General features: G+C 67.1%; 9 protein-coding genes and 1 riboswitch. Of the genes, 2 read left to right on the plus strand and 7 right to left on the minus strand.

All coding sequences use genetic code 11. The annotated features are described in order from the left end of the window. The coding region (locus J0L98_RS19795) for a cobaltochelatase subunit CobN (protein WP_296413708.1) at positions 1-3,132 on the minus strand (3,132 nt) is incomplete at its 3' end. A gap of 135 nt (positions 3,133-3,267) precedes the next feature. Next, a riboswitch (cobalamin riboswitch) is annotated at positions 3,268-3,490 on the minus strand. A gap of 156 nt (positions 3,491-3,646) precedes the next feature. Here J0L98_RS19795 and J0L98_RS19800 point away from each other — a divergent pair. Continuing rightward, positions 3,647-4,630 (plus strand): hypothetical protein, encoded by a 984-nt coding sequence (locus J0L98_RS19800; protein WP_296413711.1) that lies wholly within the window; start codon positions 3,647-3,649, stop codon positions 4,628-4,630. A gap of 22 nt (positions 4,631-4,652) precedes the next feature. Here J0L98_RS19800 and J0L98_RS19805 read toward each other — a convergent pair whose 3' ends face one another. Both J0L98_RS19805 and J0L98_RS19810 read right to left on the minus strand, forming a co-directional pair. Then, the gene (locus tag J0L98_RS19805; protein ID WP_296413725.1) at positions 4,653-6,257 is read right to left on the minus strand and encodes an NAD(P)/FAD-dependent oxidoreductase; all 1,605 of its coding nucleotides are present in this window, start codon (positions 6,255-6,257) and stop codon (positions 4,653-4,655) included. Positions 6,258-6,386: 129 nt separating this feature from the next. Next, the gene (locus J0L98_RS19810; protein WP_296413713.1) at positions 6,387-6,737 is read right to left on the minus strand and encodes an HPF/RaiA family ribosome-associated protein; all 351 of its coding nucleotides are present in this window, start codon (positions 6,735-6,737) and stop codon (positions 6,387-6,389) included. 124 nt (positions 6,738-6,861) lie between these two features. Here J0L98_RS19810 and nhaR point away from each other — a divergent pair, with 124 nt between their 5' ends. Then, complete coding sequence (nhaR, locus tag J0L98_RS19815; RefSeq protein WP_296413714.1) at positions 6,862-7,803, plus strand: transcriptional activator NhaR; 942 nt, start codon at positions 6,862-6,864, stop codon at positions 7,801-7,803. Between the two features lie 110 nt (positions 7,804-7,913). Here nhaR and J0L98_RS19820 read toward each other — a convergent pair whose 3' ends face one another. The 4 genes from J0L98_RS19820 to J0L98_RS19835 form a co-directional block, all read right to left on the minus strand. Next, positions 7,914-8,855, minus strand: a complete 942-nt coding sequence (locus tag J0L98_RS19820; protein ID WP_296413717.1) for a Tim44-like domain-containing protein — start codon at positions 8,853-8,855, stop codon at positions 7,914-7,916. Positions 8,856-8,979: 124 nt separating this feature from the next. After that, entirely contained in the window at positions 8,980-9,858 is an 879-nt protein-coding gene (locus tag J0L98_RS19825; RefSeq protein WP_296413719.1) for a ChaN family lipoprotein, read from the minus strand. Between the two features lie 30 nt (positions 9,859-9,888). Continuing rightward, positions 9,889-10,272 (minus strand): DUF2149 domain-containing protein, encoded by a 384-nt coding sequence (locus tag J0L98_RS19830; protein WP_296413721.1) that lies wholly within the window; start codon positions 10,270-10,272, stop codon positions 9,889-9,891. A 2-nt stretch (positions 10,273-10,274) separates the two neighbouring features. Beyond that, a complete protein-coding gene (locus J0L98_RS19835; RefSeq protein WP_296413722.1) occupies positions 10,275-10,754 on the minus strand; it encodes a MotA/TolQ/ExbB proton channel family protein in 480 nt (159 codons plus the stop codon). Positions 10,755-10,914 lie beyond the last annotated feature (160 nt).

Here is a 10,914-nt window from a genome sequence, read left to right on the forward strand (position 1 = left end):
CTGGTGGCCCCGGGCTGCGTTGCTGCCCAGTGGCGCCAGGGCGGCGTCGAGGGCCGCGCCCAGCTCGGGGTGGCGTTCGGCGATCAGGCCGGCGGAGGCGGCGAGGGCCAGCCGGCCGGCACGGTCGATCTGGTTGAGCAGATTGGGGTAGAGGTCGCGGAACAGGCCGGAGGTGGTGACGATCACGTCACGTCGGGGGCTGTCGGCCAGCAGGCGCACGTCGGTGACGATGCCGCGGGCGTTCCATACCGGTTCGGCACCGAGCAGGGACAGGCAGAAGGCGACCATCGCGCCCTCATCACGCACCGCGTCGGAGGCCCACAGGATGACCGCATCGCTGTCGGCGTCCGCGCGCGTCTTGCGTGGGCGGGCCGACGCCTGTTCGGCGAGGCGGGCGCCGAGGGCGTAGCCCAGCCGGGTGGGCAGGAGGTCGCCATCGACGGCGTGGAAGTTGCGCCCGGTGGGCAGGGCCTCCGGGGAGCGCAGGGGGTCGTTGCCCTTGCCCGGGGCCACGAAGCGCCCGTCCAGGCCGGCGAGCAGGCCTGCCATTTCCAGGCGCGGCGAGGCCGCAAGTTTGTCGGCGATGGCTGCGTCGTAGCCGCCGGCCACCTGGCCCATGGAGTCGGCCATCAGCTTCAATGATTCGGTGCTCCAGTCCTGCCCGAAGATGTGCAGGCCGTGGGGCATGAACTTCTCCTGCAGCTTGGTGAGGTAATGGCCGATCTCGTGGGCGAGCAGGTCGTCGTCCGCGTCTTCGAAGCCGATGCCGCGCACCTCCAGCACATCGGCCATGGAGGCTTCCAGTTCGGCCCGCAGGTTGAGGGCTGCCACCTGTTCGCGCATGCGGCGGGCGGCCTGGGTTTTGAGGCTGTCACTGCCGGCGGCCTCGAAGCTCTCCACCACCTGGCGCAATTCCAGCAGCTTGTCGTAGAGCGGGGTGGCCGACAGGGGTGGTGTGAGGTGGTCGACGATCACGGCCAGACCCCGGCGCTTGGCCTGGACGCCTTCACCCACGCCGTCGACGATGTAGGGGTAGATGCCCGGCAGGTCGGTGGCGATGAGGCTGGGGTAGTCGTCGGCGGTCAGACCGACGGCCTTGCCGGGCAGGAACTCGTAGGTGGAGTGGCGGCCCAGGTGCACTACCGCGTCGGCACGGAAGACGTCGCGGATCCAGTGGTAGAAACCGAGGAATTGGTGGGGCGGCGGTACGCTGGTGTTGGCATGGAGGAGCTCTTCATCCACCTCCCAGCCCCGGGGTGGCTGGGGGCCGACAAAGATCTTGCCGAAGCGGAGCCCGGGCACCAGCAGCCTGCCGTCGCTGACCATCACTTTGCCTGGCGCCGGCCCCCAGCCCTTGAGGCCTTCGACGCCGTAGCCGACGATTTTCCAGGTGAGGCCGGAGTGGCGGCTGCAGGCGCCCTTGGGGACATCGGCGAGGCAAGCCAGATAGCCGGCTTCGAGGGCCTTCAGCCCGGCGATGGCCTCGGCCCGCCGGGGATGGTCGGCGCCTTCGGCCAGGTGGTGGAGCTCCTTCATTGCCGATTCCACGCGTTTGCGGCCGAGGCTGCGTTCGCCGGTGCGCTCGGCTTCAAGCACTTCGGCGTGAAGGCGGCCCAGGGGGCCGGAGACCATTTCAGCCTGGACGCGCTCCGGCAGCCCGGCAAACCAGCGCCGGTAGTCGGCGGTGCCGAGGCCTGCCACTTCACGGGCCAGCTCGCGCAGGGCGGTCTTGTCCTCGGGCAGGTTGACCCCGTGGGCCATGATGCGGTCGAGGAGGGCCTCGGGCGTTGCCGGCAGTTCGCCAGTGTCGTAGCCCTCGGCCTTCAGGCGTTGCAGGATGCCGAACAGGGAGGCGGGCACGTCCAGGTTGTCGGCGCCGATGTTCTGCCGGCCGGGCGGGTGGTTGTAGTAGATGATGGCCAGGCGCCTGTCGGCCCGGGCCTTGGCCTGGAGCTGCTGCCAGCGGGCCGCGCGGGACACCAGGCGGCTGATCTCGGCGGGGATGGGCTCGGTGCGGCGCAGCTCGATTCCGGTGATGGGGTCGATGCGGCTGGCTCCGACCGCGGACACCACGATGGGCTGGCCGATGCCCTGGAGTTCGGGCAGGGCCACCCGGTATTGCACCGAATCCACCGGCAGGCCTTCCGGCGACAGGCGCCACTGGGTGGCGCTGCGCTCCGTGAGGCGGATGGCCTTGATGACCGGGATGTCGAGTTGCTGGAAGGCTGCGGTGACGGCCTCCCGGTTTTCGGCGGCGCCGACGACGAAATCCTGGATCACCACCAGGGCTGCCGCCTTGGCCGGGGCCAGCAGTCGGGGCAGGCCTTCGATGGCCGCCCGGGAGCTGCCTCCCCAGCGGGTCAGGATCTCGGCGCAGGGCAGGCCCTGACGGCGGGATTCGGTACAGATCGCGGCGGCGCTGCCGGATTCGATATTGGACAGGTCAAGGACGGCCAGGGCTGCGCCGGCAGGCAGCAGGCGGGCGTCCCGGGCGTCTGCATCGACACGTTCGACAGCGCCGACGCGCAGACGCAGGCCGGCCTCCGCTCGGGGTGGGGGCAGCGGGCTGCCCACCAGCAGGTGCTTGAGCAGGTTGTTCAGATTGTCGCTGCCACCGGCCTGCCAGGTGCGGCGTGCGTCCAGCCAGTGTTGTGCCGCCGGAGATGCGGCGGCGGCCTCAAGCGCCGCCTGCGGAGGGGACTCGCCCGCCAGCTGGCGCAGGGTCTCCGCCGGAAAGCTGCCCAGGGTGCCGGCCCGCGAGCGGCTCAGCAGGTTGAGGCGCTGCTCGCCGTTGATGGCCAGTACGGTGCTGGCACGGCTGGCGGGTATCGCGTCGATGAGGCGCCGTGCCGGGTCGCCGAAGGCCGAGACGGCCAGCACGGTGTCCGCGTCCAGCCATTGGCGCAACTGCCGGTCGCTGGCGGCCTGGATCTGGGCCGGGGTGCGCAGCAGGATGCGGTCGCGGGGATGGCGGGCGAGATGCTGCCGGGCGGCTTCGACGACCGCGGGCGCAGCGCGGTCGGTGACGACGCCGAACAGGCTGGCCGCGTGGGCACCGCTGCAGGCCGTGAGGGCGAGCAGCAGCCTGGTGCCGAGGGTGAATATCCGGTGAATCGACTTGCGTCCTGCCATTGCGCCTCCGCGTGCCATCGGGCTGGCCGGGGGGGGCAGGAGGGGCGATACGAAGCTGCTGGGCGGGCGCGGACAGGAAGGATTTGCGCGGGAAGGCCGACGTTTTCGTTCGCCAGTCCCACACCCCGGGGCACAGCTAAACCAGCGTTGTCGGGCCGGTCTTCTGGCTCACCTTCATGCGACCCGCTCCGGCCTTCCCGGACCAAAGGCCCAGTGGCGTGTGTGGAGGCGTCGTCAGGCTTACAGCAGCGGGGACTGCGCCGGAATGCCCTGCGAGCGAGGCTCGCCGAGGTCACCGGACTTCCCGTTTCACCTTCCCCGCAGACGCGTGGTCGGCACCCGAAACGCTGCGGAGTCTAACCGCGGGCAGCATCCAACAGCAAGTTTCCGGGATTCCGGCCGGCGAGAATGGGTTCCCAAGCGCCCATAGTTCATTACAATAACGTCATCGTTGTACAGCTTCCCGGTCGTGTGTCCTTACCGATCCGCGGTTTTTTGTGTTTTCTTCTCCCAGATGATCGCTGTGTCTTCCAAACCCCATGTCCGCCCACCCGATGCGCCCGATCCGCTTTCGTCCGAGCGTGCGGGCCCGGAGGAAGCCGAGGCCCGGTCTCTGGATGCGGAGGCTGCGGCATTGCTTGCGGACATCGATTCCTTTGATCTGGAGGCGGCTCGGCGCAGGGTGGAGCAGATTGATGCCCGTTACACCGGGATCCGTGGCAATACGGCGGATTTTTCGGTTGCGGCGCGGGATCTCGGATTTCCCGAGGTCACGGGACTCAGGGCGCCTGAGTCTGCCGGAGCCGACCCGCAGATTCCGCCCTCGGAGGTGCCCGAACAGCTCCGCAGCGGGCTGCTTGATCAGTTACGCGACGAGGTTGCCCTGCGGCAGCGCGGCGTCAGCATGGCCTCCCGGGAGGCTGAGCGCCTGCGTGAGCGCCTTGATCGATCCTTGCGCGCGGTGTTCGACTACCTGCGTGATCTGACCACTCAACTGAATATCCTGAAACCCCAGGTGGGGCGCTGCTATTACCTTCTTGACTCAGACGATCCCATCCGCAACCTCTCCTGGGTGGAGGGCTATGCCGATTTTCGGACGCGACCCACTGCTGACGGGGGCTGCATCGAGCGGGTGAGCATGGGTTTCACTCTCCGCGGGGTGGGGCAGCGCAGCCTTGAGCGAAGTGGCGGGGCGGTCGAGCGGCTGCGCCAGATGCTCTTCGACCTGGGGTTGAAGTTCGAATGCCAGGAGCGTCGCAACCGGATGCGGGAGTTGGAGTCCGGACTTTTCGTGGTAGCAGACGAAGTGGGGGTGCAGGTGGTCTGGCGGGCCGACTTCGACAAGGGTGAGGTCGTGATGGAGGCCCGCAATCTGGAGCGTCTCGGCTTCGTCACTTTCGTCCTTCGCCCCGAAACCATCACTCCGGCCCTGCTCGACGAATTTGGCCGTCTGGTGCTGGGCCGGGAAAGCCGTTTTCGCAGTCTGGTGGCACGCTGAGACACTGTGCCACCGTGTTGGGTCAGGTGTCGGCCAGCAGACTGGCCGTCACAGCCTCCGCGACACGAATGCCGTCTACCCCCGCCGACAGGATGCCTCCCGCGTAGCCGGCACCTTCGCCCGCCGGGTAAAGCCCCTTCACGTTGAGACTCTGACAGTCTTCCCCGCGAGTGATGCGTAGCGGGGATGAGGTACGGGTTTCTACACCCGTGAGTACCGCGTCGTGCATGTTGAAGCCTCGGATCTGCCGGTCGAAGGCGGGCAAGGCTTCGCGTAGGGCGCTGATGGCGTAGTCGGGCAGGGCGGTGGACAGGTCGCCCAGCTTGACGCCCGGCTTGTATGAGGGCTCCACGCTGCCGAGGGTCGTGGAGGCCTTGCCTTTCAGGAAGTCGCCGACCAGCTGGCCCGGCGCCTCGTAGGTGCCGCCTCCGAGCACGAAGGCCCGGCTTTCCAGTTCGCGCTGGAAGGCGATCCCGGCGAGTGGGCCGCCCGGGTAGTCGTCCGGGGTGATGCTGACCACGATGCCTGCATTGGCGTTACGCTCATTGCGCGAATACTGGCTCATGCCATTGGTGACCACGCGATTCGGCTCCGAGGTGGCAGCTACCACGGTGCCACCCGGGCACATGCAGAAGCTGTACACCGCGCGGCCGTTGGAGGCGTGGTGCACCAGCTTGTAGTCGGCCGCGCCCAGCTCCGGGTGGCCGGCGTGGGGGCCGAGGCGGGCCTTGTCGATCAGGCTCTGGGGGTGTTCGATTCGGAAGCCCACCGAGAAGGGCTTGGCTTCCATGAACACGCCGCGTTCGTGCAGCATTTCAAAGGTGTCGCGGGCGCTGTGGCCCAGGGCCAGCACCACGTGGTTGCTGCGGATCTCGTCGCCGCTGGCGGTCTTCACGCCGCGCACCTGGCCGCCCTCGATGAGGACGTCGGTGACCCGCTGCTGGAAGCGGATCTCGCCGCCCAGTTGCTCGATCTCGGCACGCATGGTTTCGACCATGCCCACCAGCCGGAAGGTGCCGATGTGGGGTTTGGCGACATACAGGATCTCGGGCGGCGCGCCGGCCTTGACGAACTCGGTGAGCACCTTGCGGCCGTAATGTTTGGGATCCTTGATCTGGCTGTAGAGCTTGCCGTCGGAGAAGGTGCCCGCGCCGCCTTCGCCGAACTGCACGTTGGATTCGGGATTGAGGGTGTTCTTGCGCCACAGGCCCCAGGTGTCCTGGGTGCGTTCGCGCACGGCCTTGCCGCGCTCAAGCACGATGGGCCTGAAGCCCGCCTGAGCCAGGATCAGTGCGGCAAAGATGCCGCAGGGGCCAAAGCCGATGATCACCGGGCGATGGGTGAAGGCGGGCGGCGCCTTGCCGACGAAATGGTAGTCCATGTCGGGCGTCGGCTTGACGTGGAGGTCGCCGGCAAAGCGCTGGAGGATTGCAGCCTCGTTGTTCACCTCGGCATCGACGATGTAGATGAAGGTGAGCTTCGAGTTCTTGCGCGCATCGTAGCTGCGTTTGAAAACCGTGAAAGCGGTGAGATCGGCGGAGGAAATGCCCAATCGCTGGACGAGGGCGGCGGGCAGGGCCTCGGCGGAATGGTCGAGGGGCAGGCGGAGTTCGGAGATTCGCAGCATGGCAGTCATGGCGGGGCAGTTGGCCCTGCAGATGGCGTTCGGGCAGCGATTTTAGCCGGAATCGACGGGGAGGTCAGGCCTCCCCGTTCGGGGAGCGCCGGCCTGCGGAGGCTCGGCGCTGGCGTTTGTTCAGAGCGGGACGGGGATCAGCTCGGGCGGCTGCATGAGCTGGCGGTTCACCCGGGCGATCTTGTCCATCTGACGGGCCACGTTGTACTGGACGCGCTCGGTGAGGCGGTCAATGACCCGGCGCATGTCATCGCCCAGTTCTTCCATGACGATGGAGCGACTCTTCATCTGGATGACGATGCGGCAGAGTTTGTCGGCTCCGCCCCGGGGCCCGTTGATGTCGGATAGACGGACCGTGACACTCTGGACCGCGTGGCCGAAGCGGCCCAGGGCGGTGCGGATACGGCGGCTGGCGTGATTGCGCAGGGTCTTGGCGGCAGGCAGGCCGCGGGCCTTGATCTGGACTTCCATCTTCGTCTCCTGTGTGTTGCGGAGATCTCACTATATTGGTATCAATCAATCAGGTAAAGACGCATTATCTGAAGTATTGTTTCGATATATTCGAACTGTTACATGTGTCGTCAGGAGCCGTGGAATGAACCTCAAACACCTCTTTTATTTCTGGAAGACGGCGCGCAGCGGCGGCGTGGTGAAGGCAGGCGAGGCGCTCCACGTCACGCCCCAGACCATCAGTGGGCAGATCCGTCTCCTGGAAGACAGCCTCGACACCCAGTTGTTCGCCCGGGATGGTCGCGCCCTCGAGCTGACGCCGGCGGGCCGCCTGGCGATGGAGTACGCCGACGAGATGTTCTCCCTCAGCGCCGAGCTGGAGCAGGCCTTGCGCCACTATCCCAAGGGGCGGCCGGTGGAGTTCCGGGTTGGGGTGTCGGATGCGGTGCCCAAGTCGATTGCCTACCGCCTGCTCCGCCCGGCAGTGGATCCGGCCGATCCGGTGCGCATCATCTGCCGGGAGTGGCGTCTCGACCGTCTGCTCACCGAGCTGGCCATCCACAAGCTCGACCTGGTGATTGCCGATTCACCAATTCCGCCATCGGTGGACGTGCGGGCCTACAACCACCGTCTGGGGGAGTCGGGCCTCAGCTTCATTGCTGCACGCTCCCTGCTCGGGGATCGGGTGCCGGCTTTTCCAGGGTGTATGGGTGAGCTGCCGACCCTGCTGCCGGGGGAGGATTCAGCCATTCGGCGCAAGTTCGAGGACTGGCTTGATCGCAAGCGCCTGCGGCCGCGCATCGTCGGCGAGTTTGATGACACGGCCCTGATGACTGCCTTCGGGCGCGCCGGGGTGGGGGCCTTCGTGGTGCCGACGGCCATTGAGCAGGAAACGCTGGCGACGGGCGACCTGGTGGTACTCGGCCGTGCCGAGGAGGTGCGCATCGAGTATTACGCGATTTCCGTGGAGCGGCGCCTGACCCACCCTTGCGTGCTGGCCATTTCCGACGCAGCCAAGGCCGGGCTGGAAGCCATGGGGAGCGGTGGTGTGGTATCGGCTGAGGGTGAGCTCCCCGGGGATGCGTGAGCGCCGGTTGGGGAGGCTGGAGAAAAAAAGACCCCTGCGACGAGCGGTGCTCGTGCAGGGGCTAGGGGGTACTGCCAGAGTTCAGTGTGGCGGCTCCGTGCCGCCAGTGATCAGCCGTTCTGCTGGATGCCGGCCACCAGCCAGCCGCTGTTGCCAGCGCGGGGCTTGGTGAGGTGCCAGATCTCGTCGATACCTTCGGGGGCGGCGTTGATTTCTTCGCGCAGCAGGCCGGTGAAGCGCACGCTGACGATGTAACGCTCGGCTTCTTCGCTTACGTCGATCACCTCGGCGTTGAGGGAAACCACGTCGGTCTTCTGGCCGGCGCTGCTGTCGTCCATCCAGTTCATCTTGATCTCGGCGAACATCTCGGGCGTGGTGTATTCGCGGATGTCCTCGAGATTGCGGGCGTCGTTGGCTGCCTGGAGGCGGATGAAGTTGAGCTTGGCGTTGCGCACGAAGGCTTCAGCGTCGAAGTCGGCCGGGATGTTGCCGACGGCCGCTGCCGTGGTGGCCGCAGCGGCAGCCGCCACGGGAGCCGCAGCGCCACCGTAGGACGGGGTGGCAGCCGACGGCGACTTGTCGTAGCTACCCTGGTTGGCGGTGTACTGCATGCCACCGGCGCCTGCACCCGCCAGGGCCGGCTGGTTGGCCGCCGCGCGCTTGCGCAGGAAGAAGCCGATCACGGCGATCACGGCAAAGGCGATCAGGGCCATCATCATCATGGAGGCGAGCTCTTCACCGAAGCCGAAGTGGGACGCCAGGGCGGCCAGACCGATACCCGCGGCCAGACCGGCCAGCGGGCCCATCCAGGAACGCTTGGGTTGGGCGGCGGGCGCGGCGGCGGCAGCCTGGGAACGGGCCGGAGCCGCAGCGGCACCCGGAGCCTGGGCAGGCGTGGCCGGGGTGGCATTGGGGGACTTGGGCTGGCTCATTTCCTGGCGTTGCATGCCCGAGGACTTGCCACCGCCAAAGCGTTTGGCGGCCTCGGCGTCGCTCGTCACCAGGGTGAAGCCCAGGGCCAGGGCGGCCGTCATCAGGGAAAAGGTTTTCATTCGTGTCTCCTGTGGTTGGGGATCTCAGCCGCGGAAGCATAGCCGCCCATGGGGTTAAATAAAATCAGAATTGTTGGTAGTCTGAGTTCGTATAAAACTGAATGTCGTCCAGATTCCGCGTTTCTCAGGGGCGCGCTTGGCTGAATCCCTTGCACGGGTCGTCCCGGTGGACGGCGGGCGTCGTCCATCTATGGGTGTAGGTGGCGCCGGCATCGATTGCCTTGCCCTCTTCTTCGAAGGCGATGTTGATCATCCGGGCGCCGGGACGCAGCCTGGCCAGCAGGGCCGGAACGCCGTAGTCGGCGCGGACGTGGCCGTTGCCGGCAACCAGGATGGCCGGGCGGTCGGGCAGGGCCACCAAGCCCAGCGCCATGGCGGCATCCCGGGCCCGCTGGGCCAGGCGCATGCCGGGCACCCGGGAGGCGGGAAGCTGGCCACAGTGGTTGTCCAGCAGATCGGCGTCGAGAGCTGCTTCGGCGCGCGGGCTCAAAGGGTTGGCGGCGAGAGCTGCGGCAATCCTGGCAGGGAGGGCGGGGCTGCCCTCACGCACGATGCGGCGGGCCAGATCACGGGAGATGTTGGCACCTGTGACGTCGATTCGCGCCTCGGCGAGGCCGGCAAACAGGGGCTCATGGAGAGGCCATTGCCAGCCGGCTGCATCGAAGCCAGCTGCGCTGAGGCGTTTTTCCAGGGCTTCGCCAGGGTTTTGGGCCCAATCTGTGCGCCTGCCTTCATCCAGCTGCTCGGCAACGATTGCCTTGGGGGCCAGCCCGGCAATCAGCTCGGCGCGGCGGCGATGGTGATGGGGGTTGTCGTGGATCTCGCCAAGGAGGAGGAAGTCACTCTGGCGGGCCTGGGCCAGCAACTCGGTGCGGCTGATCTCGCGGCCGCTGGCGACGTCGATGATGCGATCGGCGGCGTGACTGATGCTGCCGAGGCTGATCAGGAGCAGGGTGAGCAGGGGCTTCATGGCGGCGGAGGGCGTTTGTGGCGTGCAGGTCATGACGGATGGACGTTCGCTGCGGCAGGGAGTTCAGCGCCGGGGCGGATTTCCACTGGAGCCGGCTTCCGGGGGTGTGCCCTCCGTAGCTGCGGCCTCGCCGCCCTCGGGTACGTAGACGATGGAGCCGTCCTTCATGCGGTAGGCGACGCCGGCCTTCTCCCCGTCACCGCTGCCGATGGCGCCGCTTGCCTTGTAGTGCTCGATTTTTTCCCCTTTCTTGATGGTGATCTCCATGTTCGGCTTGCCCGGGTCGGTGATGACGGTGACGTCCTGCTTGCTGAAGGGGTTCATCAACGGGTTCCTGGCGATGGTGATGAGCAGGGCGGCGATGACAACCAGGAAGATGTCGATGAGATTGACCACCGACAGGATCGGGTCTTCGGTTTCGGGTTCGTGCAGCAGCTTGAGCGCCATGTTCAGCCCTCCTTGCGTAGACGGGCGATGTGCACGATCTCCTCGGCGAGCCAGCGTCGCCGCACGTTGGTGACCCAGAAGGTGATGGAGGCTGCGAGGAGGGCCAGGATGACCGCCGAGAAGGCGACGGTGAGATTGTGGGAGACCTGGGCCAGGTCACCGTCGGAGAGGGATTTGAGTGCCGGACCCATGGGGATCATGGTCGCGACCAGCCCGAGCATCGGCGTGACACGGCTGGCCACGCGGGGCGCTTCCAGCAGGGTGTGGGCCTGCAGGTCGAGCTCGTCGTCGGTGAGTGAGCGGTTGGCCTGGAAGGCTCGGATCAGCGGCCGGCCGCCATCACTGCGGCGGCGCCAGGCGATCATGGCGAATTCGCCCAGGCACCAGAAGGCGAACAGGAAGAGCACGGCGATGAGGATGAGGGTGGGTAGCAGGAAGAGCTGCGCCACGTCGTACATGGTGTTTTCGAGGGCGTGATTCATGGTGAGGGTCAGGTGGGTTGGCAGGGTTTGGTGGAATCGGACCGGGCCCGCAGCATGCCGCCCAGGCTTGCCATGGCGACGAGGAGGAGCCCCCAGGCGGCATCTGCGGGTACGGGTAGGGCGGGGCGCTCGATCTTGTCGAGGCGCAGGCCCTGAACGG

It is taken from the genome of Zoogloea sp. (assembly GCF_017302315.1).
In the GTDB taxonomy this organism is placed as follows: domain Bacteria; phylum Pseudomonadota; class Gammaproteobacteria; order Burkholderiales; family Rhodocyclaceae; genus Zoogloea.

Coding starts and splice junctions, on each gene's coding strand:
- J0L98_RS19825 (WP_296413719.1), bottom strand. CDS start 9,858: ATGACCTGCACGCCACAAACGCCCTCCGCCGCCATGAAGCCCCTGCTC.
- J0L98_RS19800 (WP_296413711.1), top strand. CDS start 3,647: ATGATCGCTGTGTCTTCCAAACCCCATGTCCGCCCACCCGATGCGCCC.
- J0L98_RS19810 (WP_296413713.1), bottom strand. CDS start 6,737: ATGGAAGTCCAGATCAAGGCCCGCGGCCTGCCTGCCGCCAAGACCCTG.
- nhaR (WP_296413714.1), top strand. CDS start 6,862: ATGAACCTCAAACACCTCTTTTATTTCTGGAAGACGGCGCGCAGCGGC.
- J0L98_RS19820 (WP_296413717.1), bottom strand. CDS start 8,855: ATGAAAACCTTTTCCCTGATGACGGCCGCCCTGGCCCTGGGCTTCACC.
- J0L98_RS19830 (WP_296413721.1), bottom strand. CDS start 10,272: ATGGCGCTCAAGCTGCTGCACGAACCCGAAACCGAAGACCCGATCCTG.
- J0L98_RS19835 (WP_296413722.1), bottom strand. CDS start 10,754: ATGAATCACGCCCTCGAAAACACCATGTACGACGTGGCGCAGCTCTTC.
- J0L98_RS19805 (WP_296413725.1), bottom strand. CDS start 6,257: ATGCTGCGAATCTCCGAACTCCGCCTGCCCCTCGACCATTCCGCCGAG.